Source organism: Roseibacillus persicicus, from assembly GCF_014651675.1.
In the GTDB taxonomy this organism is placed as follows: Bacteria; Verrucomicrobiota; Verrucomicrobiia; order Verrucomicrobiales; family Akkermansiaceae; genus Roseibacillus; species Roseibacillus persicicus.
This window is the reverse complement of sequence record NZ_BMXI01000012.1, coordinates 178,450-200,967: the sequence shown is the minus strand read 5'-3', so window position 1 is coordinate 200,967 and position 22,518 is coordinate 178,450. Positions and strand designations below refer to the sequence as shown.

General features: G+C 55.7%; 16 protein-coding genes. 1 reads left to right on the top strand and 15 read right to left on the bottom strand.

Features of this window, described 5'->3' with window-relative positions:
• Nucleotides 1-267: 267 nt before the first annotated feature.
• Nucleotides 268-747: an FG-GAP repeat domain-containing protein gene (locus IE099_RS14640; protein ID WP_189571251.1), complete on the top strand. Its 480-nt coding sequence runs from the start codon at nucleotides 268-270 to the stop codon at nucleotides 745-747.
• A gap of 77 nt (nucleotides 748-824) precedes the next feature.
• Here IE099_RS14640 and IE099_RS14635 read toward each other — a convergent pair whose 3' ends face one another.
• The 15 genes from IE099_RS14635 to IE099_RS14565 form a co-directional block, all read right to left on the bottom strand.
• The gene (locus IE099_RS14635) at nucleotides 825-1,790 is read right to left on the bottom strand and encodes a toll/interleukin-1 receptor domain-containing protein (RefSeq protein WP_189571248.1); all 966 of its coding nucleotides are present in this window, start codon (nucleotides 1,788-1,790) and stop codon (nucleotides 825-827) included.
• Nucleotides 1,791-1,801: 11 nt separating this feature from the next.
• Entirely contained in the window at nucleotides 1,802-3,076 is a 1,275-nt protein-coding gene (locus IE099_RS14630; protein WP_189571245.1) for a restriction endonuclease subunit S domain-containing protein, read from the bottom strand.
• Nucleotides 3,073-4,716 carry an HsdM family class I SAM-dependent methyltransferase gene (locus IE099_RS14625; RefSeq protein ID WP_189571242.1) on the bottom strand — a complete coding sequence of 548 codons (1,644 nt, stop codon included), beginning with the start codon at nucleotides 4,714-4,716 and terminating at the stop codon, nucleotides 3,073-3,075. The genes IE099_RS14630 and IE099_RS14625 overlap by 4 nt, the downstream gene beginning before the upstream one ends.
• A 203-nt stretch (nucleotides 4,717-4,919) precedes the next feature.
• Nucleotides 4,920-8,033, bottom strand: coding sequence for a type I restriction endonuclease subunit R (locus tag IE099_RS14620; protein ID WP_189571239.1), 3,114 nt, complete (start codon nucleotides 8,031-8,033; stop codon nucleotides 4,920-4,922).
• A 152-nt stretch (nucleotides 8,034-8,185) separates the two neighbouring features.
• Nucleotides 8,186-8,896 (bottom strand): 3-keto-disaccharide hydrolase, encoded by a 711-nt coding sequence (locus IE099_RS14615; protein WP_189571237.1) that lies wholly within the window; start codon nucleotides 8,894-8,896, stop codon nucleotides 8,186-8,188.
• A 10-nt stretch (nucleotides 8,897-8,906) separates the two neighbouring features.
• Entirely contained in the window at nucleotides 8,907-9,473 is a 567-nt protein-coding gene (locus tag IE099_RS14610) for a hypothetical protein (protein WP_189571235.1), read from the bottom strand.
• A 29-nt stretch (nucleotides 9,474-9,502) separates the two neighbouring features.
• On the bottom strand, nucleotides 9,503-10,651 hold the full coding sequence (locus tag IE099_RS14605; RefSeq protein WP_189571233.1) for an ABC transporter permease: 1,149 nt from the start codon (nucleotides 10,649-10,651) through the stop codon (nucleotides 9,503-9,505).
• Between the two features lie 3 nt (nucleotides 10,652-10,654).
• On the bottom strand, nucleotides 10,655-11,791 hold the full coding sequence (locus tag IE099_RS14600; protein ID WP_189571231.1) for an ABC transporter permease: 1,137 nt from the start codon (nucleotides 11,789-11,791) through the stop codon (nucleotides 10,655-10,657).
• On the bottom strand, nucleotides 11,788-12,474 hold the full coding sequence (locus IE099_RS14595) for an ABC transporter ATP-binding protein (RefSeq protein WP_189571229.1): 687 nt from the start codon (nucleotides 12,472-12,474) through the stop codon (nucleotides 11,788-11,790). The genes IE099_RS14600 and IE099_RS14595 overlap by 4 nt, the downstream gene beginning before the upstream one ends.
• Nucleotides 12,475-12,476: 2 nt before the next feature.
• A complete protein-coding gene (locus IE099_RS14590; RefSeq protein ID WP_189571227.1) occupies nucleotides 12,477-13,877 on the bottom strand; it encodes an efflux RND transporter periplasmic adaptor subunit in 1,401 nt (466 codons plus the stop codon).
• Between the two features lie 104 nt (nucleotides 13,878-13,981).
• A complete protein-coding gene (locus IE099_RS14585) occupies nucleotides 13,982-14,389 on the bottom strand; it encodes a hypothetical protein (protein ID WP_189571225.1) in 408 nt (135 codons plus the stop codon).
• 37 nt (nucleotides 14,390-14,426) lie between these two features.
• Nucleotides 14,427-17,861, bottom strand: coding sequence for a trypsin-like serine protease (locus IE099_RS14580; RefSeq protein WP_189571222.1), 3,435 nt, complete (start codon nucleotides 17,859-17,861; stop codon nucleotides 14,427-14,429).
• Between the two features lie 60 nt (nucleotides 17,862-17,921).
• Nucleotides 17,922-18,644 (bottom strand): metallophosphoesterase family protein, encoded by a 723-nt coding sequence (locus IE099_RS14575; protein ID WP_189571219.1) that lies wholly within the window; start codon nucleotides 18,642-18,644, stop codon nucleotides 17,922-17,924.
• A 94-nt stretch (nucleotides 18,645-18,738) separates the two neighbouring features.
• Entirely contained in the window at nucleotides 18,739-20,040 is a 1,302-nt protein-coding gene (locus tag IE099_RS14570; protein WP_189571216.1) for a hypothetical protein, read from the bottom strand.
• 245 nt (nucleotides 20,041-20,285) lie between these two features.
• A complete protein-coding gene (locus tag IE099_RS14565) occupies nucleotides 20,286-22,289 on the bottom strand; it encodes an ABC-F family ATP-binding cassette domain-containing protein (protein WP_189571213.1) in 2,004 nt (667 codons plus the stop codon).
• Between the last annotated feature and the right edge of the window lie 229 nt (nucleotides 22,290-22,518).

Here is a 22,518-nt window from a genome sequence, read left to right as displayed (position 1 = left end):
AACGAGTAAGAGATGAATGGCGGAAAGTCTTCGCTCTGAACGCTTGTCCCGACAACAACTCATCGCAACTTGGATTTCCTCCAGTGAAGCGTTCTGATGATTTGGAAGCTGACGTTGACGGCCGATTTGCGATTCTCAGAAAGACACCCTAAAAGTACAGTTTGTTTTGCGTCTTTTTCGGCAACTTCATCTGGAAAACGGTCTAATCCCAAACAGAAGTGGAAACATCATTCCTATGCTTTTTCCAAAAGCCGAGGGGGAGCGTAGATGTTGACCGAGGATTGGGATGGGGATGGAGACAATGATGTCGTGACCAGTCTGGATGGCCACGGCTACGGCCTGGCCTGGTATGAGAACAAGGGAGTGGATGAAAACGGGGAAGTGAAATTTGAGGCCCACGAAATCTTGCCGAAGAATCCCGCCGAACAAGGAGTGGGTGGTCTCCAGTTCAGTCAGCTCCACGCTTTGGTAGCCGCCGATTTGAACGGGGACGGACGACGCGACTTTGTCACCGGCAAGCGCTACTGGGCCCACAATGGCAACGACCCAGGGGCCGACGGGCCGGCTCTCTTGGTGGGATTCCTTAACCGAAAGGTCGCCGCTGGAATTCGCTGGGAGGCGGTCGTGATCGATTCGGACTCGGGGGTGGGTTGCCAAGTTCAAGCTCTCGATCTGGATGGGGATGGCCGTTCCGAAATCGCCTCAGGAAACAAGAAGGGCGTTTCGGTTTTTCGCCAGGCTCTCTAGAGGTAGAGTATAGCTGCCTTTGCGCGTCCTTATCGGCGTCGCCTAAGCTGCCCGCAAGCGCTCGTAAAGAAAGAGCACTAGCGTTGTAAAGGCGCGATGAGGATGGACCAAAAGTATTCGGCGGCTCCCTGTTGGGTTAGAGCTCCTTTTCTTGCTTCGGTATGAAAGGCCATCGCCATGCCCATAGGTTTCAGGCCAAGGCTTTGTTCGCCAACTTCCACGTTTAGGGACTCGTTTATGGTGTTCCTATTGGGAGATGTACCGTAGACGATTCCTCCTCCGAATAATGAGGCTCCGCCGTGGTGAATGTAGGCTTTGGCGACCGAGTCTCCGTTGCGATAGATTTCGGAGAAAAAGCAGGTGGCATCGATAGCCTTGTGGCGGGTCTCAATATCTTCGTAGCGGTCTTGTAGTTCTTGAAGGGTGTTTTTGAAGTAAAGCGAGATATAGTCGAAGGATTCCTCCAAGAAGCGATCTTTGTCTGCTTGAGTGAAGTTTTGGCGCACGCTGAGGTTACTGCTTCGGACCATTCCTTGCACAGGCGAGGCTGGGGTGGGGATGACAAAAGCTTCCGAGGTGGGGCGCGATTGACTTTTGGGTTGAGACGGCGTTTTGGGGAGCGCGTCCTTAATTTGACGGGTCACATCGAGCAAGGCTGAGTCACGGTCTGGCCAGAGGGTGATCGCTTTCCCGTCCTTTGGTGCTGCCAGTAGTTTTCCAAACGGGGCGTCGGTCCAATCGCAAGGGCGAAGAATCACGGGGATGACCCTCGCGGATCCTTCCTGGTGTCGCTCCATCGCACGCGTCATCTCAAGCTCGTAGCAATAGCGAGATGCGAGAAAGTCTGGACTCACTAAAAGGAGGATGACGTCGGCATTTTCAAGTTCCGTGCTGATGGCGGGATCGAGTTCGTCGCCAGCCTTGATACAGCGATCGTGCCAAGATTGGATGGTTCCTGAGCGCTCCAACATGGTGAGATGTTTCTGGAGTTCGTTGCGGAGGGTTTCGTCGACGTGGGAATAGGAGAAGAAGAGAGAGGACATAAGAAACAAGGTTACGATTGCACGGTGACTTGGCCGTTCATGAGCATGGGGAGGAGCCAGTCGCGGAGGGCGGCGAGTTCTTGGTTTTGTTTTTGGTTGGTGAGTAGAAGATCGAACATTGGGGCCGTTTTTCTATGGAAGCCTTCGATTAGTTCATCGCTCGGAAAGGCCATGGGGTGAGAACCGACGACATTGGAATTGACCGCAGGATATGATGCTCCACTCGCAACGGTAGCTAACCTTTTAATGTTGTGAGCTGAAGTCAAAGTTAGATAGGTGAATTCACGGAAAATAGAGTCAATAGGAGAAAATACGGCAAAACCTGTGCTCCCAGTCAGCTGGGTCTCAGACGGACCAATGAGGCAGTAGGAGCGGTTCCCTGGTCGCACTGTGCCGATAACGGTGTCTCCATCACGAAGGATTCTCTTTGCTCGACTGGGAGCTGTTTCCCAAGAATAGTTATTCGTTCCGAGAATCTTTCCACCTTTGGCGTTGGAGAGATCAAGATAGGTGACTTTGTTAGGGGCTGTTCGGTCATTCCACTCGAGCTCGTTAAGCAGCGCTTTTGAGGAAGGTGTATTGGCAGTCCAACCCTCTGGAATCTCGCGGTTGAGTTGGTGGTTGTGGGTCATGGGGCCGCCGGAGGATTTGTAGGGTTTGCCTTCGAGGGTGGGGTCGCCCATGGCGTCGGCTTGGGCGGCGGTGATGGGAAAGTCGAATTGAACAAACCAGTAATCGTAAATCAATTTCGCCAAACTCTCCAACTCCTCGTTGATGCGATTGTTGAGTTCGATTTTTTCGTCGAGGGAACGGAGAATTGCAGCTGTTTGTTTTCGCTGATACGGTGTAATATCTGGAACCAAAAGTTCTTTTGCTGACCCAACATTGAAGTGTTTTTGGATTGCCCCAACTAGTTGACCGCTCACATGAGAGTGAGTCACTGAGTTGATATAGTAACAAATGTAGTGAGGATCAATTTCTTCGCGGCAGCGAACTATTACTAGGTCAGAGCAATTCGCTTCCGGGAGTGTGGTGGGAACAACGCAAGCAACACCAGGATTGCCTGTACGAACAACGATAACGTCTCCAGGGCTCAATCGCGACTTCTTAATTCTCTTGTCGAACTCCTCAGAGATGAATTTGATCTGATCTGGATCAAATTTGAATGGCTTCACATTTTGAGACCGTAAAAAGGGAATTCCGTTTTCGATGTATTCCTGAGCCATTGGCCCAACGTATCCTACCGTGATTTCGCGAGCTAACTCAGTAAGTGGAACAAATTTCATTCGAAGTTCAGTGAGTTGAGTTGCTTCTCAATCAGTTTTTCAAGTCGATGGGCTGCGAGAAAAGACTCAGACAATCGAGCCCTACTCGCTTTAACTTGGTTTTGGAACTCGGTTGCCGAAATATCGAGAAAGTTGATTTTTACTTCAAAATGCTGGCCGGCACTCAGCGAGTAATTCTTCTCAGCAATCTGCTCGTAACTCACCACCACTGACAAATCCTCGACCGCTCTCTTCTCATTAAAAGTGCCAATGATTTGCTCTTCTTCAGCAGCCGAAAGCAGAGTCTTCTCGTTCTTTCCCTCCTTCACTTTCTTGCCGAGCTTGGAGGCGTCTAACAGGACGACGTCGCCGTCGTTGTTGTCGTCGATGAAGAGGATGGAGACGTTGGTTCCGGTGGTGGCGAAGATGTTGCTGGGCATGGAGACCACTCCGGCGAGCATCTTGTTCTCGACGAGGTGTTGGCGAATCTTTTTGTCGATGCCGGATTGGGCAGTCAGGAAGCCGGTGGGCACAACCACGGCGGCACGGCCTCCTTTGGCGAGACTGGTGACGATGTGCTGCAGAAAGAGCTGATAGATCGCCATCTTGTCCTTGGCCTTCTTGGGGACATTGGGGAGGCCCGCGAAGAAGCGCTCTTTGTTGGCCTTGGTATCGAGGTCGTCGCGGTAGTCGGAGAAGTCGAGCTTGAAGGGAGGATTGGAGACGATGAAGTCGAACTTCTCGGGCGCGCCGTCGGTCTTGAGGTGGAAGGGGTAGGGCTCGGAGATGGTGTTGCCCTGAATGACGTTGGGGATGGAGTGGACGAGGTTGTTGAGGATGAGGTTGAGCCGCAGCAGCCCGGAAGATTTTTGGGAGATGTCCTGGGTGTAGATCGCGCAGCGGTCCTCGCCGATGGCATGGGCGAGGTTCATCAGGAGAGTGCCGGAACCAGCGGCGGGATCGTAGCAAGACACGCTGGAGAGCTTTTTCCCAGTGGAGGGCACGAGGATGGCGGCCATGATTTTGGCGACCGCGTGGGGGGTGTAATACTCGGCGTATTTGCCCCCGGCATCGCTGTTGTAATCCTTGATGAGATACTCGAAGAGGGTGGAGTAGAAGTCGAAGCCCTCCGCGAAAATGTGCTCGAAGGAGAAGGTGATGAGCTTGTTGATGAGGGCCTTGGCGAACGGATCGCGCTGGCTGGGGTCGGAGATGAACTCGGTGACGCGGTCAAAGAGCTGGATGCGCGAGCCCCCGGCAGTGCGGACGGAGAAGACTTCGCTATTGAGAGCCGCGATGCCGATAAGGGTGGCGTCGAAGGTCTTGTGGAAGTCCTTCTTGTCCTGTGAGGCGAAGAGGGTGGCGAGGAAATGTTGGGGCTGGAGCTTGGCGGTGCCGGCCCCGAGCTGCATGGTCAGCATCTCGAAGTCGTTATCGGAGAGTTCGGTAATGGCATCTTCCCAAGAGTCAGCTTGGGCGAGCGCGGGCTCGATTTGCTTGGCCTTGTAAGCGAACTTGTCGTTGAGGAACTTGTAGAGGAAAACCTGGGTGATGATCTTGAACTCGGCGGCATCGTTGCCGAGTCCGAAGCGCGCACAAACGGCCTTGAGGTCGTCGATGAGGGTGCGGGCCTGTTCCTGAAATTGGTGGGCGGTGGTCATGTGTCTTTTGAGAAAGGGAGATTCCGGCTCAAGGAGCACGGGCATCTTGCCTGTGAATCGAGGGTCTTCGCTGCGAGGTTGGTAGGCAAGCTTGGTGTGAATTCTGGGTGACAGTCTTGAGGACTATGGTGAAGGGTGGTTTGGAGGGGAGTGAACTCTTGGAGGCAACCGTTCGCAGGCGGGACGCCTACGATCCTTGAGGTCTACGCAGGCTTCTGGCCGTTGAACTCGGCGAGGTATTCCTTCATGAGGAGAGACTTGATGAAGCGGGTGTTGTCTGGATTGAGCGGGAGGTGGTGCGTCTTGTAGAATTGCTCGATGATAAGGCGTTGAAGTTCTTCCTCGGCAAAGGCGGGGACGGTGAGGAGTTGCTTGTTGTTCTGTATCCGGAGATCGGTCTCGAGCTTGAGGTCGGTGAGTGCTTCGCAGAGTTTGCGCTCGTTGTCGGTGGGGTCTTTCTTTTCGAGGAGGCGCTTGTGGATGCGGGCATACTTCTCGTCGTTGTCGTATTTGGCGAGGACCAGCTTGTTCTGGCGCTGAAGCTCGCGGTGGCGCTCGTAAATGGAATCGAGGGCGGCGATGTTGGTAGCCATCTCTTCGGCTGTGACTTCGGTGAGGTTCTTTTTCTCGAAGAGGCGTTTGAGTTCATCGTAGAGGGAGATGAACTCCGGGTCGCCGGGGTCGAAGTTTCCGCCCAAAGCTTCCCGCGTTCGACGAAGAGCTTGCTTGAGCTCGTCGGCGAGGCGGAGTTCGTGTTCGTCGGTTTTGTGGAAGGCGAAGACAATCTCTTCGAGTGCGAGATTGAGGAGGTTGGTGTTGTCGGCGTTGTTCTCGAGCGCGGCCTTTTGATTGAGTAAAGTGAGGCGGAATTCGGCAACGGTTGCGAGGGTATTGAGCTTGCGGAAGTCGAGGGCTTCGAGGTGTTCGTATTGCCCGGAGAGCCGGATGAGGTTGTAGAGGCTTCGGGCGGTATTGAGGGACTTGACGAGGTCGCGGACTTTCTCGCGGTCATTGATTTCGCTGATTTGCTGGTTGAAGACTTCGGCATTGGTGAGGTCGAAGTGGAAGAGGGCGTCTTTGATCTGTTCGATCTCGGCGGTGATTTCTTCGGGGGATTTGAAGAGCTTTTCGTAGTGTTCGAGGTCGTCGCCGAGTTCGGCTTGCAGCTCCTTGAGGTAAGCAGCGTTGGCCTTGTCGAACTCGCTCTGGATGTTGGCGAAATCGACGACATAACCGTAGCGGAACTTCTTGTAGGTTCGATTGACGCGGGTGAGGGCTTGCAGGAGGTTGTGGTCCTTGATGACGCGGCCAAGGTAGAGCTTTTTCAGGCGACGAGCGTCAAAACCCGTGAGGAGCATGTTATATACGAAGAGGAGGTCGGTCTGACCCTCGGTGAAGTCTTCGACCCAAGCTTTGCGCTCCGATTTGGAGCCTACATCATGAAGGATGAGGGAGGCAGTTTTGACTGTTCGGGCTTGCTTGGGAGTGAAGTGATAGGCAGTGGAGTGTTCGGCAACGAGGCCGGGTTGATTGTTCGCTGGTTGGGTGACAGTTCCGTGATTTTTCGCGAACTGTTTGGCCATTTCTTTCGCTTGGTCGGCGGAGTCGCAGATGACCATGCCGGCGATAGTAGAGTCATTGTTGGTAATACGAGCGGTCTCCAAGTCCTGCACGATATACTTGAGCATAGGCGCTACGAACTTGTGGTGAGCGTAGACGTAGGTGCGCTCGGAGGAGCCCTTTTGGACATCGATGGAGGCTAGTATTTCGCGGAGCTCGGCTTGGAACTGGGTCTCGATTTGCTCGCGAATGAGACGCAGAGTGTAGCCGTCGGCGATGGATGCGTTGTAGTAATATTTGTGGATGTAGTCGCCGAAGAGAACTTTGGAATCGAAGGTGATGGCCTTCTTTCCCTTTTCCTTGCTGGTCATCTTTCGCGAAAGAAGAGGGGTGCCTGTGAGGCCGATACGGATCGCTTGCGGGTCGGACTGCTGCAGGTTGGCGAGGAAGCTTCCCTCGGGATTGTAACTGCGGTGGACTTCGTCGAGGAAGTAGACGCGCTGCAGGCCGAGGGCGTAGTCTTGGTTTTTGACAACGTCGGGGTCGTCCTTGAACTTCTGAATGTTAACGACCGTGATTTCGCGCGCACCACCGTGATTGTGAGCCGCAATGTTGGATTTGATGTCTTTGGCGAAGTCCTGGCGGGAGCTAATCTTATGCACGATGAGCCCTCGGGCACTAAACTCGCGACTAGCTTGGTCTAATAGGTCGATGCGGTCGACGATGAAGTAGAACTTGGGGACGATGCCCTTGGGTTGAAAATAATGGGTGAGAAATGCGACGTTGTAATAAGCAAGGGCAGTTTTTCCGCTTCCCTGAGTGTGCCAGATGATGCCACTTCGTTTTCCTTCATCGAGGGTATTGGCAATGGCCTTGGTTGCGAAAAGCTGCGGATAGCGCATGATGTGCTTTTCGTAGCCGAGCTTGGTTTTGACATAAGTGAGGCCGAAGCGGAGAAGAAATTGAAGGCGTGCTGGAGCAAAGAGAGAGGTGAGAAGTCGGTTGGTTGCTGAGTCCGGAGATTTGTTAGTGGCGTATTCCGGTGCATGCTGGATGGACTGCAAGTTGGTGTCACTGAGAATGAAGGATTCAACTTCAGCGTCGAGTGATGGAAGGCTGGGAAGGCTCTCTTTTTCCTCCTCGCGGAAGTAGTTAAAGTGAGCAAAATCTACGGCAGTCGTTGCGTAGTAGGCCCCCTGGATGGGTTCAGGGTCGTCGTCGTCATACTCCATGTTATTGGAGAAGACCATGAGCTGCGTGGCGTTGATGAAGCGGCGGAACTTGGGATTTCGAAAGCGGACATTGATGCGGTCGCGTTCGGCAATCACTCCGTCGCGGTTGTTGGGTTTTTTGACTTCGATGAAGACGAGGGGGAGACCGTTGACGAGAAGCGTGATGTCTGGTCGGAATTCGTCGTCGCCATTCTGGCAAGTCAACTCCGTGACGGCATGGAGCGAGTTATTGGAAAAGTCCTCAAAGTCGATGAGCTTGAGTAGAGAAGTGTCGAAAAGGCGTTCGTAGAATGCTTTGCCGAGATCTTCGTTGTCTAGGAGGAGAGTGAGCTCCTGGAGGGCTCGCGCGTGGTCCTCCGCAGTTGAGGCTGGGTTGAGATTTTGGAGGGCACTAAAGAAAATCTCAGGAAAGATGTTGCTCTCTTTTTCCCAATTAGCCTTTTTGAGTGAAAGATAGCGATAGCCTAGTCGGGTGAGATGCCCCAAGGCAGGAATCTTGACGCGGGAGTCTTCGTTAAAGGCCATTTTCTGATCACGAGCTTAGTGAATCAGTTAGATTAGGCGAGCAGGTTTCTTGGCGAGTCGAGTCTTAGTGAAAACCTCGGAGGCATAACTCACTACATAAGAAAGGCCGTCCGGAGTTTCCGAACGGCCTGGGAAGTGAATGAAAAGGGAAACTACTCAGCGAGAGGGGTGAGGGTGAGCCCCTTGAACTCGACCTCAACGCCTTCGGCTTGCAGGGCAATTTGACCTTTGTCCGCGGTGCAATTGGTGCCGTGGTTGACGAGGTCGCCATTGACCCAGACCTTCAACTCGTTGCCTTTGCACTCGATGGTCATCTGGTTCCATTCGCCCACGGGTTTTTCGGAACCGTCAGTGAGGTTGAGAATGCGGCGGGCATCCTTGGCGGTTCCTCCGAACGCTTGACCTTCTTTGCGAGGGCGGCGAGCTTCCATATTCTCGACTTCGATATTTTCCGCAATGCACCAAAAGTCACCCGCGTCGCCACTATTCATCTGGACCTCAATCGATGCGGGGAACATTCCGTAAAGGGCGCGGGGAGTGGAGGTATAGACTAGAACTCCGCAGTTGCCGGGCTTGTTTGCAAAGCGATATTCCAACTCCAATCGGTAGTCCTGATAGCTGGCATCGGTGATGATGTGTCCGCGAGGAGTGCCCATGCTGACCAGCTTGCCGTCACGGACGATGAAGCTGGGTTTGATATCGGGCTTTTCATCGGCGGCAGGTACATCGACATGCCATCCCGTGAGATCGGTGCCGTTGAAAAGAGCAATGGGCTTGGTTGTGGCCTCGGGCTGCTTTTCCTCAGCTTGAGCAGAAGAAAAGAGAGCGAGCGCGAGACTGCTGAGTAGAATTGGGTACTTCATTTTGTTATGATTAATGGTTCTTGGTCATGAACTCATCTGTCTCACCAACGTGAATCCCTTCGGCGTTGATGATGAGGTTTTGTTCATTGGAGCCCTCCGCGATGGTGCCTACTACGGTGAGGGTCGTCAGCTCCTGGATGCCGCCGAGGCCTTTCAAGCCTTCCTTCACCGGCATGCCTTCATTATCGAGGATCTGGATGGTGGCGATGGAGGTCTTGATGACGTCGGGATCGTCGCAGCAGACGTCCCAGGGAGTCTCGCAATGATCGTCGTCATTGCGATTGCAGGGAATGATCTTGGTTGGGTCACCCAAGACGAGCATGGCCCGGTTTTCAACGAATGGCTCGCTACGTCCCATGACCTCACCAGTCACCGTCACCTTGGTTCCGGGAGTAGGGTTGGCGAAGACCTGCGAGATTGCGACTGGATTCTCTGGAGCTTCCTTCAACAGGTAGCTTTCAAGGCTGAGTGAAGTCTCTCCGACCTCGGTAGGTTCGACTGAGACTGTTTCTTTATCTTTACAAGAACTGAGGACCACGAGGGTACCGAGTCCGGCTAGAAGTAGGATATTGTTCATATTAGTTTGTTACGGTTTGTTTTTTCAAATTATTGCGAGCGAAGTGCTTTTGGCAAGGATGGGGCAAGGGTTCGGAAGGCGGGTGGCAGAGTTCCCACCGTGCCGAGTAAGACCCCGGCAACCAAACCCACGAGAATGACGGTGGGCGAGAGGGCGAGGACGAAGGTCCCTACCGAAAGGGAAACGGTGCGTCCTTCCAAGAGAAAGACTGCCACGAGAAAGGCCACCAGAGTTCCCGTGAGAGATGCGAGCAGCGACTCTTGCAGCAGTGATACCAGCAAGGCCTTGCGATTGTAGCCGATGGCTTGCAGGGTTGCCATTTCGCGAATGCGGGAAGCAAATGCGGCGTAGAGGGTATTGAGTCCACCGAAGATGGCCCCCGCGGCTACCAGTCCGGCGGTGAGCCAGGTCATCACTTTGATGGGACCATAGAACTGAGCCAATTTTTCATAGTAGCGGTCCTCGCGGATGGCGGAGAGTTCGAGGTCGTTGCGCTGTAGGGCAAAGACTTCGAGGTCCTCGATGCTGGCACCATCGGTCCGCACGAGAACGGCGGAAAGGCTCTCACGCTGGGTCAGGGTAGCTAGATCATTTCGGTCTAGCCACAGCTCGGATTCCATCACGGTGCCGGGGGCGGTGAAGGTGCCAGAGATGATGAAGTCCTGGTCCTCGAAGTTCAAAGTCTGTCCCTCTGCGAGATCGCTGGGGGGGACCCCGAGCGCCTTGGCAGAGAGCCGGCCCACCATGATTTCACCGGGACCGGGAAAGTGACCGGATAGTACCTGAAGCTCGGGCCGAACCAGGAGGGAGGGCGGAAGAACTCCGCGAAAGAAGGCCTGAGTCTTTTTCCCGGAAGAAGTGGTTAGTGGTGCCTGATAGACAATCTCGCCCGCAACCGCGACCTGACCCAATTGCTCGGAAAGGCCGCGCACGGAGGTGGCAACTGCGGATTCGGAGGCGAGGGGAACTTCGGAGCGTTCGATGGACTCTTCGGATCCCTTGCCGACGATGATGACGTTGCGAGGAGAACCGGAAGCGGTCAGAACTCCGTCCATTCCGTTGTTGAATGCGACTGCCGCAATGAGCAAAAGGACGACCAGAGCCGAGCCGCCAACGGTCTGTAGAAGCCGAGCGGGATCGCGCAGGAGATTGCGAACAGCATAGGTGAAAGGAAGCATGGCTTAAGAGTTGAGTGAGTTGACGAGTGGGCGGGCGGTTGCTTTCCAAGCGGGAAAGACCGAGGCGATGAGCCCCATCAGGAAGGCGACGATGAGCCCCTTGAGATGGACTTCGGGGGAGGCCTGCAGGGCGAGGGTCAGTCCTTCGTTGCCGAGGGTGAAGCTCTTGAAGTGAAAGAACAGGGCAGAGGAGATTACACCCAGAAGTCCTCCGGTTAGGCCGAGGATGATGCCTTCAATCGCCACTAGGACTCCGATGGCAGGCCGGCTGAAACCGAGGGTTTGCAGGATGGCTGTTTCCTTGACCCGACCCCTGACAACGAGGAGAACGGCGTTGGCCAAGAGGGCGAGGACCGCAACGACGGCTCCGATTCCTAACCACCGGGTGAAGCCAATGAGTTCAATCATCTGCTTGGCGGTCTCGGCGAAGAAGGCTTGCTCGGGTCGGGTTCGAGTGGGTTGTTGATCGGATTGGAAGGTTTCGTCGATTGCCTTGGCAACGCTTTCGAGTTGGTCGGCGGACTCGACTTTGACATTGAACTGGGTCACCACACCTAGACCGATGCGGGAAGCCTGTTGAAGAAAAGGCAGGTGGACATAGGCTACATTGTTGTCCTGCGGCGAGCCGGAGTGAATGATGCCATTGACGTGGACTTTCACGCCCACGGCCTCGAAGGTGTCTCCCACCTTCAGTCCCCGGCGTTGCGCAAAGTGCTCTCCGACCAGAGCTCCGTCGGTTCGTTTTGCAAAGGCGTCGAAGGAACCGCTCAGGACCTCCAAGTCGGCGGTGTAGCTTTTCAGAGTCTCCGCGGGAACGCCGCGAAAGGTGATGACGTCGAGCGACGCTCCGCAGTTGTTGACCGCGATCTGGATGGGGATCACTTCTTTCACTCCCGGGATGCGTTCGATGGTGCTGCCGTAGTGTTCCGGCAGGCGCGAGGTGGAGGGGCAAAAGCGATTCTCGCGATACACCACGAGAGTGGTTTCGTTCGCCTTGGATTGCGTCGAAGTCTCCAGCGAGTGTTGCATCGTTTCCACGGCACTGAATAGAAACATTCCGGCCGCCACACCCAAGATGGTGAGGAGGGAGCGCAAGCGGTGGCGCGTGATGTTTTTGATTGCGAGGGCGAGCAGTTTCATACGGCGGTGGCGGTGACAAGTTGGCCTTTTTCAAGGTGGAGGGTTCGTTTGGCTGCAGCGGCTGCCTTGGGGTCGTGGGTGACCATGACGATGGTCTTGCCATGGTCGTCGGCGAGGCTGGAAAGAAGGGCTAGAATGGAGTCGGCGGACTCCCGATCGAGGTCTCCGGTGGGTTCGTCCGCGACCAGCAGTTCGGGGTTGTGAACAATGGCGCGCGCGATGGCGACGCGCTGCTCTTGCCCTCCGGAGAGTTCGGTGGGGCGGTGATGGGCGCGGTCGGCTAGACCAACCAGTTCGAGCGCCGAGTTCACCTTTTCGCGGCGTTCGGCCTTGCTCATCTTGGAGAGCAAGAGGGGGAGCTCCACATTTTCAAATGCGGAAAGAATCGGCACGAGGTGATAGAGCTGGAAGATATAACCGACGTGTTTCGACCTCCACTTGGCGAGTTGCGCACGGGAGAGTTTAGCCACATCGTGGTCGCCAATTTGGAGAGTTCCACTTGTCGGGGTGTCGATGCCGGCAACGAGATTGAGCAAGGTGGTCTTGCCGGATCCCGAGGGACCCATCAGGGCGAGAAAGTCTCCTTTTTCCACATCGAGGGTCAGGCCCTCGAGCGGAGTGATGGTGACCTTGCCCTTGGTGTAGGACTTGGCGAGGTCGCGGATTTGAATGAAAGCAGACATGGTTAGAAATTGTTAGAGATGATGGAAAGGCGGGCGCCTTCGTCGAGTTTGTTGAAGGGAGGGAGGATGAGTTGTTCGCCGGATCGCAGGCCGTCGCGTACTTCGCGGAAGCCGTCTTTTTCAGAGTTGCCCAGAGTCAGGGAACGGAGTTCGGCGGTGGCCTCAGTGGTCGCGACCCAAGCTTTGGCTTGTTGACCAGAGACTTCGAAGAGGGCTTCGGATGGCGCCATCAGGACGAGGCGTTCTCCAGCGGATGGGGCTTCTTCGGTCTCGCCTGCATCTTTGACAAGAGGGTAGAACTTGGCTCTGACCAGCATCTCCGGACGCAATCGATCGTCGGGATTGGCGATGGCGACTTTGGCTTGCAGGGTATTTCTCGCCAAGTCAGCTTCGCCTGTGATGCGGGTTACCGTTCCGGTGAGAGTGATGTCGTTGAGCAGGTCGGTGGTCAGCTCGACCTCCTGTCCGACTGCCAGCCCGGAGGCCTCGTTCAGAGGGACATCGATTCGGGCCTGCATCTGGGTGGGCTGATAGAGTTCCACAATCAGGGCCGAGGTGGGGTCGTCCATGTCGAGCATACGCTTCTTGCCCGGCTGGGCGTAGAGTTCCAGCACGCGACCAGCAGTGGGGGCGGTGATGCGATGGCGGTCAAAGGCGAGCTGGGCAAGATCGCGGGCAGACTCGGCCTCGGAAAATCCGTTCCCCATTGCGATACGTTGAAAGTCGATGGTGGCAAGCTCGGCTTCCAGACGGGGGATTTCCGATTCCGCTTCGGCGACGAAGGCTTCCTGGCGGTTGGCCTGCATAATGGCAATGTTTGTCTCAGAGAGAGAGGCAGCCCCTTCGGGAAGAGCCTTCAAGCGATTGGCCGTATCCTTGAGTTCCGCCAAGCGGGCCTTCTCGGCTTCGACTTTGGCTTTCGCCGAGACGAGGCGTGCATTGATCTCCGGCACGAGAGAGCAGTGAGCGGCGATATTGGCGCGAATGGTATCAAGATTTCGCTCTGCCTTCTGCAAGTTCAAGCGAGCTTCGTCATCGACCAAGGTCGCCAGGAGGTCGCCCTTTTTGACCGATTGTCCTTCCAGAACGTGGACCTCCTCAACGACCCCATTGACTAAAGCGGGTACTTGAATTGAGTATGGATCGGGTTCCAGCCATCCGGATGCCTGAAAGAGAAGTTGGCGCGATGTGGGACTGCTCGCGGTGGAGCTGGCGTTGCCTCGCAAAGTGACGACTTGGCTGGTTCGAACCTCAACCTTGGGAAGCAAGCGCTCGCCAAACAGGAGTCCGAAGATGATTAGAAAGCCGAGAACAAGTCCGGCGGGGAGGACCCATCCCGGCAGTCCCCGGACAGGTTTGGATTGAGTTTGGGTCTCTGTTGAGACGAGAGAGGAAAGTGACATAGAGTATTCTTAAAATTCATCGGAAAAGTGCTGCTGCCCTCACACAAATGGAGGACGGAAACAAGCAGCGGTGTGCGTGCCCGGAAACCGGGTGGCACGATGAATCAAATCAGAAGGCGACTATGCCGAATGAGAATATCTTTGCCCTGTGGAGGCGGAGGTTCCAAGGGGAAGCTCAAGCGAAAAGCCAATCTGCTACAACCAGCAGGTAGGACCAGAGGAGCCAGTTCCTTGCCTGCGATGGGGGCCGGAATCTGAAAGTCGAAGCTATCACTCGACCAAACGTAATCATCGATCTCCAATTGGAGAGGGACAATGCAGTCGTCGCAAGGCTTCTGTTCGCCGGCGTCCTCATCGTGTTCACAACAATCGGAAGGGGATGATTGTGAGCAGGGATTCTTGCCCAAGAAGAGTGATTCGTGGCAGAGGCAAAAACCCAACGCCAAGTCCTTTGCTCCGACCAGAAAGGTCATGAACAGAACGAGGGTCAGGGATGACAACTTGCGAAACACTGGAGTTACCTTCTCACTGAATTCTAAAAAGTCAATCTCATGGGGTGGTGATGCGCAAACGGTAGAAGGATTCCGGATCGGCCGAGTTGTCGCTGACAGAGAGAATCGAGGTGGTGGGGTCGCTCACCTCGCCGAGAGTCAGCCAGGAATTTTCGGTCAAGTCGGAGGACCTTTGCAGTTGGATGGTGACATCGACCGCAGTGTCGTTGAGGGGGGTGCTCAACGTGAAGTCTCCGCGAGATCCTGTCCACTCGGGAGCGTGGGTTGGCTCGGCCAGATTGGGACTGAGTCCCACTGCGTATTCCATTAGGCCCGGGTTGTCATCACCATCAATTCCGGAACCCGGAGGGAGGGAGAAGGGGGACAGTCCCTGATCGATGACCCATTTCGCGTAGCCGTCCAGTCGGACATTGTCGATGAAGACTGCGTCCTCATTTTCGGAAATGGATTCGTCTTTCAGGTAGAGCCATGTGACCTCATTCCGTCCCGCTTCCAATGGGACGGTGACCTCGGTCCAGGAACTTGTTCCGGACCTGGCGGCAATTTGCCGCCCGTTGACCAAGGTGTAGGCGAGGTCGTAGCTGCCTTCTGAAGAGACCAGCCAATGAAAGCGCAGGGTGCCAGGCCCCATTACAAAGGCAGACATCTCGGCGCGCTGTTCGTCTCCAATCTCGGCACTCCTCGCGGCAGAGCCTCCGGTGATGAATAGCGAAGCTTGAGGCGCAAATCCCGGGGAACCGTTTCGCACTGGCATCCCGCTGAGATCGAGAGCAGTCTCCAGCGAAGTCGAGGGAGAGAAAGGGGATACCGTGAAAAGACGAGAGCTTGCTCCCGCGGAGTTGGTGGAGGTCGCGGTGAAGTCAAAGGGGGCAGTGGCTGCGCCGCGCAAGTGACTGTCTGACTGGAAGATCCATCCGTTCGGCAGTGGTTCTGGGTCTATTGTGTTGTTAGGGAAGTGGGTGGACAGAAGGATGGCGGACTCCGTACCGCTTTCGACCGGAATGGTGGTAGGCTGAGTGAAAACGGGGTCGGCGAGCGAGCGCAAGGTGAAGCGGTCCAGCCAAACGGTATTTTCTCCCCCATCGGCTCCATCGTCTCTAACAAGTCGATAGGTGATGGTGTGGGTGCCTGCGGGAATCTCCAGTGAAACCGGATGCCATCCCGTCTCGCCACTGATGCTGGCGACTTGACTGCTGTCGAGTGAGCAGGAAAAGGTGTCGAAGAGATGCTCGGTGGAGGCTTTCCACCAGAAGGTCAGTTCATCAGGACCATCTACAGTGAAGATGAGAGCGGTGTTGCTGGAGTCGTCGGTGTTCGCCAGGGCGATGGCATCTTCACCATCGAAACTTTCCTCTGTCTGGGCCAGACAAAGATCGGTGTCTCCAGTCATATCCACCGAGAGGGGAACCTCGAAGGCAAATTTGAGGAGGCTTTTCTCAATGATAACGGTGAAGGTTTCGTTGTCGCTTCCCGCGGGATTGGCGGCGGTGAGAGTGAAGGTGTATTCGCCCAGAATCGGGCTGGGCCACGAGATTTCTCCACTTTGGGTGTCGACCGACATTCCCGCTGGTTGGCCAGTGAGGGAATAGCTTGTCGGGGTGTTGAGAGCCTCGGTCTGATAGAGGAAGGAGCTGCCAACATTTCCTCCCGCATTCAAATCCCCCGAGATTTCGGGGGTGATGAAGTCATCGTTAGCGATCACCAGACTGAATGGTTCGGTGATATTGCAGGCCCCTGAAATATTGGAAAAGGCGAATAGGATTCGCTCATTTTCTTCCGGTTCACTATCGGGATTGATGGTGATGTCCATCGTGGCCGAAGTCTGTGGCGGGGTGATGGTGATGCTTTGGGAACCGGGGTCGAGATAGTCCAAGCCTGCTGTGGCAGAGCCTCCAGCAGTGGAGATGGTGAAACTAACAGGCTCGCTGCTGGCTTGCGATAATTCGAATTCGAGGGTCGCAGTAGTGGTGCCGCTGTCACCTTCGACAACCGCAATCTCATCGACCAGAATGCTCACCTCAAGGTCCCGGCCATCCCAAGTCATGGGGGAGGAACCATCCGGTGCCAGCCAAGTGGAAAGTTGCGAGGAAGGACTCCCTCCTCCGGTCCAAGAACGGTAGAAGTGACCATACCAGTCCGGGCGATTGCTAGTATTGCAGGATGCCAGACCTCCGTAGAGCTGACCCACAATTCGGCCACTGCCATCGAAGAGCGGAGACCCGGAGGAGCCTTGCTCGGTGGTTCCATGGTCCCAAGCCGCCACCCGTAGATAGAATCTGTTAGAGTCGGTCGTGTCCTCGTAGTAGTCGGTTATAGTAAGGGGATCGAATTCGAAGGAGATTCGCTTTTCCGCGACCCTGGGGTGATGAATCCCCACGGCTTCGGAAGGAGCACTCGGAGACCGATTCCAGCCCGCAAAGTAGGCTCCGGAATCGGGGTTGACCGGATCATCCAGTTCAATCAGGCACATGTCGGATGAGCCGGATTTTGCCCGCAAGATCGCGCCGCTGTTGAAGACTGTCAGGTCGCCATCACCGGCAGAACCACTAGCGACCGATCCCGGTTGCCGACAGGTGGAGTTTTCGAAATTCCAGTAGACGACCACTGATGGGGAGTTGAACTGCGTGATTCCGCAGTGGGCCGCTGTCAGGAAGTAGGGGGTGCAATCGCCCTCGACATTGTTGATAAGGGCTCCGGTGCAAGTATCGAGACCATTCAAAGTGTAGGCTCCCACAGAGCGAATTTGATCTCGATAGGCTTCAATCATGGCCCCAAAAGGAAGATCGCTGGCATCGCAAACAACATCCACATTGCAGTTGCCTGATAGGTCGCCGCCGATTTTGCCACTGCCTTGCTTGCGAAAGCCATAGTTGACCGCACCCAGACTGAGACGGAGTTCGGAAAGGAGAGCGAGCGGCACCCGGGCTGCCATTCGGACAGTGTCGCTAGTCAGAATCGGGGTCCAGAGCTCGCCGTGCTCGTCGTTGTCACGGGAGGTGAAGGTGATGAACTCTTCGGAGTTTGCCGCCTGCAGGGTCAACTTTCCTCCCGGGGGCATGTGATACTTTTGGAAGGCAAAGTTCAGGGATTCCGCTTGCGGGGCTGAGATTTCCAGTTCCCAAGTGGCGTATCCATTCTCGAATTTCCATTCCGCCAACTGGGAACTGCTTCGATTGATGGGAATAGGGGTGGCGAATCGGAATGGTAGCTTTTTGGCATCCCGCTCTTTCGCTTCGGCGAGTAAAGCGTCGATATCAGGGGCAGGGAGTTCCAGGCGAGAGACTTCGGATGGGCCTGAACCGGCGGCAGAGGATCGGTAGGCTCGCCGATCGGCCTCTGAGGATGTCTTTGTCGTAGGGCTTTTGCGCCCGGCTTCTGAGAGCGGAATGGATGAACCTGACTGTGAGCGGGGCCAAGAGAGGAAGACGGCCAACCCAATCAGCAGTAGGAAAAGAGCGGACAAGCGTCGCATGGCGCAAAGTTAACTGCACCTCCAAGTCTTTGACAACTTCCCATGCCCCGCAGCGGGAGATTAGCGTCCCTCGGCCAATCGTCCGGCCAACATATCGGGGAGGCCTGCTTCGAGAATCTTCTTCTGGGCAGTGACGATGTCGTATTCGAGACGCCGATAGACCAGCACGTTTGCGGGGATATCGTAAATTGCGTAGCAGGCGCGCCAGTCGCCGTTGCGGGGCTGACCGACGGAACCGACATTGATGAAGTATTTCAGGTTCTCGTCGAACTCGACCTGCTCGGCCGGCAATTCGTTGATCTTAGTATCTTTGGCAAAGACCCGGGGGACGTGGGTGTGGCCGTGGAAGCAAATCTTGGTGAACTGGTAGGAGAAGCTCGACATGGCATCGAACTTGTTCGTGACGTAGTTCCAGGTTTGGGGTTGGTCCAAGGAGGAGTGAACGATGGTGAAATCCTCAACCTGCCGGACCATGCGCAGCTTGCGCAACCAATCACGCTGCTCGTCAGTCAATTGCTTGCGAGTCCAGCGCAGGGCTTCGGCCGCCACGGGGTTCATTGCATCGAGCGAGTGCTCGCCGCCACAATCTTCATCGTGATTGCCTTTCACCACCGGACAACCGAGGTCGCGAATGATTTCGAGGCACTCGGAGGGATTGGCGTTGTAACCAACGACATCCCCCAGACAGACATAGTCGGTGCATCCCTGCTCCTTGGCGTCTGCGAGGACGGCTTCGAGGGCTTCCAAGTTGGCGTGGATGTCGGCGAATAGGGCGATGCGCATGTTCTCAGTGGTCGTAGTGGGGAGGATAGCAGGTCGGGGGGGACGTGGCCTAGCCTAAATGCGGTCAATCACAAAGGATAGAATTTTGCCTTTCTCACTTAGCTTCACCAACTTGGTCGTAATGCCATCGCTGAACCGAGTCCATCCACTCGTTGTTGAAGGGAAATTGCTCCGGGTGAAGGAGAGGGGAAAGGTGGTCGGGAACTTGCGCTTTCACGCATTGTTCTTCCAGTTGTTCCCGCACCCCGTTGCGAGGATAGTCATGGCTTTCATCGAAAAGAAAATTGGCCAGATCACGAATGGCGGTGAGCCGATCCGGAAAGATACGGGACTCGTGCACTCGCTCCTCGGGAGGCAAGCCGGCAAGATTTTGCAGGACATAGTAAAGAACCCGCATCGTGGGGAGACTGCTGCTGCCGTATTCCTCAAAGTGCCGGACGACCAGTGGCCAGTTGCCTGACTCTTCGCTGTAATTGGAGGGAAACTTCAAGGGGCTGGCCTCATAAATTTCCTCGAACATGAGGGTGACCCGCTTGATGTCGGTGTTGAGCAGAGGGTTCAGCGCCATGGGGAGCTTTAGTTCGTCCAAAGTAGCTTCGAGTTCTTCCCGCACACCAGCCATGGGAAGACCTTCATTGCGTCGCTGATAATGATTGAAAAGCCCACGCACGATCTCGCCCTTGGAGTCGTAGATCTCGTTTAAGGGAATGCCCTTTTCATCCGGAAACTCATTCTGCAGTGAGAAGAGCTGGCTCTTGATGGAGGGAAAGCGTGAGCGGGGATCGGCGTAGATCTCGCGAGTCAGCGTGAGGGCTTCGCGGCGGCGTTCCGGGACCCGCGACATGAGGTAGAGGCGCTGGCGCTTGACCACGTCAGTGGCTTTCTTGAGGGTGACGGCTTCGTCCAGGACCTCGGTCGCGGCGGCGTAGTCCACATACTCGGGTTTGTAGGTGTCGGACAGCATGCGTGCCTTCATCTCCCGTAGCTTGAGGTCCTCGGGGAGGTTCTCGATACCCTCGTCGAGGTAGGTGATTCCTTTGTTGAAAAACTCATTGCGGCGGAGTTCGCGCTGCCATTCCTCCATCCCCGGTCGATCCCGGTAATCGGAATAGGCATCGTCAGCCGCATAGCCTGCCGCAGCCTGATAGTAATAGCTGACCTGAGGTTGCAGGGTGTGGATTTGCTCGAAAATCGTAAAAATTCCCACCCAATCCTGCTCCTGCCAAGCCGGAACGACCTTGGAGAAATTCAGCACCGAAGCGACCAGCGAGCGTAGGCCTCCCAAGGCGATGGCGGCCGAGGTCTGGCCGATGGCGTCAGAGGTCTTTTGGTCGAGTGGTTCGGCCAAGATCCCGGTCTGCCGCATCTCCCGCCCCAAAGGCCTCTCCAAAGGCATTCGGGCTAATCCTGCAATCAAAAGGAAAAGCAAGAGGATTGAGACTTTCTTGGTGGAACGCATCGAACTCTTTGAAAGATAGGGTTCTCATCCGATCTCGCAAAGCGTAATTGTGAGATCCGCGCGTGAGTGGGGTGGACGTCTCGTCCACCCACCCATCCAAATGAGTGGACGGGACGTTCACTTCACCAACCCTTCGAAAAACGAATAGTAAGAACGCTCGCTCGCCAATTTTCAGGCGGTCTCTAGGACAACTTGGCTTCCAGAGATTCGATTTCGGCCGTCAGGGTGTCCCAGCGCGAGTAGGCGTGGTTGAGCTTGTCGGTGAGAGCCGAGAGGGCGTGGGTGGTTTCTTGGAACTTTTCGGTATCACCGGCCACCTCCGGGCTGGAGAGATGTTCGGAGAGCTTGGTCTGGGAGGCCTCGATTTCGGCGATCTGGGCTTCGAGCTTTTCGAGGTCACTCTTCAAGGGAGCCAGGGCCTGACGGGCAGCCGCTTCCGCCTTGCGCTGTTCCTTCCGGTTGCCGGTGGGCTGGGGCTTGGCCGGAGCGGGCTCCGCTTTAGGTGCAGCGGTTGGCTGGGGCGCCGGGGTCGGCTTCTTGGCCGGAGTGGGGGCTGGGTTGGCTTTTTCCGCCTTTTCCTCCGCTTCCACTTTGTCGAGATAGTAGCTCAGGTTGCCATGGAAGAGACGTGGGTCGTGACCCTGACGAAACTCGATGGTCTTCGAGATGATGGGATCGAGAAAGGCCCGGTTGTGGGATACGATCAGCAAAGTGCCTTCGTATTCCATCAGCGCCTGCTGCAAAATATCCTGCGAGCGCATATCGAGGTGGTTGGTAGGCTCATCCAGAATCAGGAAGTTGGCAGGCCTAACAAGCATGCGCACCAAAGCCACGCGCGAACGCTCTCCGCCGGAGAGGACTCCGATTTTCTTGAAGACATCATCACCCTTGAAGAGGAAGCAACCCAGCACATCCCGTGCGGACAGGGTGCGGCCCCGGGTGGCGACTTGCTCCACGGTCTCCAGGACGGTAAGGTTGGGGTCCAGCTCGTCGGCGTGGTTCTGGTTGAAGAAGCTCGGTAAAGTCTTTGCCCCCAGTTCGTGCGATCCACTAGTGGGCTCTTCTTCGCCAGTAATCAGGCGGCAGAAGGTCGACTTGCCCGCTCCATTTGGCCCCACGATGGCGATCTTCTCCTTGCGCTCGATCTCAAAATCAAAGCCTTCGAAAATCTTGAGACTGCCATAGTGCTTGCCCGCATTTTCCAACTTCGCCACCGACTGGGTGGTGGGCGGTGGGTCGGGGAAGCGGAAAGACACCTGGGACTCGGCCGAATCGATCTCGATGCGTTCGATCTTGGCCAGTTGCTTGATCCGTGACTGGACGAGGGAGGCCTTGTTGGCCGAGGCGCGGAAGCGGTTGATGAAGCGCTCCATCTGCTCGATCTCGCGGTCTTGCGCTTTCTTTTGCTTCAGCCGAATCTCCTGGCGCTCCGCCAGCTGGGTCTCGTAGGACGAGTAGTTGCCCTTGAATTCTTCCGCACGGCCGTGGTGGAAGGCGATGGTGCGCGTCACCAGACTATCCATCAGCGAACGGTCGTGGGAAATGAGCGCAATCGCGCCTCGGTAGGCGAACAGATAGCTTTCCATGAAGGCCTGGGCATTGATGTCGAGGTGGTTGGTGGGCTCATCCAGCAGCAGGATTTCCGGCTCGGCCAGAAAGAGCTTCGCCATCGCAATCCGCATCTGCCACCCCCCCGAGAACTCACCGCAGTCGCGCTCGAGGTCTTCTTTCTTAAAGCCCAAGCCCGCCAGCACGGATTCGATTTTGGGTCGAATCCGCGAGGGGTCAAAATGCTCCAAGGCAATATCGAGGTCGCCCATGCGCTCGAGGACTTTCGAGTAGGGATCGGACCGGGGATCGAGAACATCGAGCTCCTTCTCCAATTCGTCCAATTCCCGCTGCAATTCCTGCGCTTCCCCAAAGGCCGATTCGGTCTCCTCGTAGACCGTCTTTCCCTTCACGTGAATTCCTTCCTGCGGGAGGTACCCGATGCGATAGTGCTTGGGCTTGTTGATTTCGCCCCCATTCGGCTGCAAAGCCCCGCCGATGCACTTCATCAACGTCGACTTGCCCGCCCCATTGTGACCCGCAAAGGCAATGCGCTCCCCATCGTTGATGGAGAAGGACAAATCAGAGAACACGACCCGAGGCCCGAACTCGACGCGGAGGTTTTTGATGGAAAGCACGGGGAGGGCTTAGATCGGCTGGCTGGTCGAGAAAACAAAAAAGCCCACCATCATGGCGGGCAGTAATAGGAGTTCAAATGGGATTCCGGTTACCTCGAGTGAGTTCTCTGTCCTTTGGCCGCGCGTCGCAATGAATTCGATAGCCTTGCTCTCTACGGTGACCAGTTTTTGGGTATTGATTTAGCCGCGTTGAAAATGGCTCTGGCAGCTTCTCCCGAGAACGTTCTCT

What these genes read in the sequence shown, in the direction of transcription:
- IE099_RS14640 (WP_189571251.1), top strand. Translation starts at nt 268, where the DNA reads ATGTTGACCGAGGATTGGGATGGGGATGGAGACAATGATGTCGTGACC.
- IE099_RS14635 (WP_189571248.1), bottom strand. Translation starts at nt 1,790, where the DNA reads ATGTCCTCTCTCTTCTTCTCCTATTCCCACGTCGACGAAACCCTCCGC.
- IE099_RS14630 (WP_189571245.1), bottom strand. Translation starts at nt 3,076, where the DNA reads ATGAAATTTGTTCCACTTACTGAGTTAGCTCGCGAAATCACGGTAGGA.
- IE099_RS14625 (WP_189571242.1), bottom strand. Translation starts at nt 4,716, where the DNA reads ATGACCACCGCCCACCAATTTCAGGAACAGGCCCGCACCCTCATCGAC.
- IE099_RS14620 (WP_189571239.1), bottom strand. Translation starts at nt 8,033, where the DNA reads ATGGCCTTTAACGAAGACTCCCGCGTCAAGATTCCTGCCTTGGGGCAT.
- IE099_RS14615 (WP_189571237.1), bottom strand. Translation starts at nt 8,896, where the DNA reads ATGAAGTACCCAATTCTACTCAGCAGTCTCGCGCTCGCTCTCTTTTCT.
- IE099_RS14610 (WP_189571235.1), bottom strand. Translation starts at nt 9,473, where the DNA reads ATGAACAATATCCTACTTCTAGCCGGACTCGGTACCCTCGTGGTCCTC.
- IE099_RS14605 (WP_189571233.1), bottom strand. Translation starts at nt 10,651, where the DNA reads ATGCTTCCTTTCACCTATGCTGTTCGCAATCTCCTGCGCGATCCCGCT.
- IE099_RS14600 (WP_189571231.1), bottom strand. Translation starts at nt 11,791, where the DNA reads ATGAAACTGCTCGCCCTCGCAATCAAAAACATCACGCGCCACCGCTTG.
- IE099_RS14595 (WP_189571229.1), bottom strand. Translation starts at nt 12,474, where the DNA reads ATGTCTGCTTTCATTCAAATCCGCGACCTCGCCAAGTCCTACACCAAG.
- IE099_RS14590 (WP_189571227.1), bottom strand. Translation starts at nt 13,877, where the DNA reads ATGTCACTTTCCTCTCTCGTCTCAACAGAGACCCAAACTCAATCCAAA.
- IE099_RS14580 (WP_189571222.1), bottom strand. Translation starts at nt 17,861, where the DNA reads ATGCGACGCTTGTCCGCTCTTTTCCTACTGCTGATTGGGTTGGCCGTC.
- IE099_RS14575 (WP_189571219.1), bottom strand. Translation starts at nt 18,644, where the DNA reads ATGCGCATCGCCCTATTCGCCGACATCCACGCCAACTTGGAAGCCCTC.
- IE099_RS14570 (WP_189571216.1), bottom strand. Translation starts at nt 20,040, where the DNA reads ATGCCTTTGGAGAGGCCTTTGGGGCGGGAGATGCGGCAGACCGGGATC.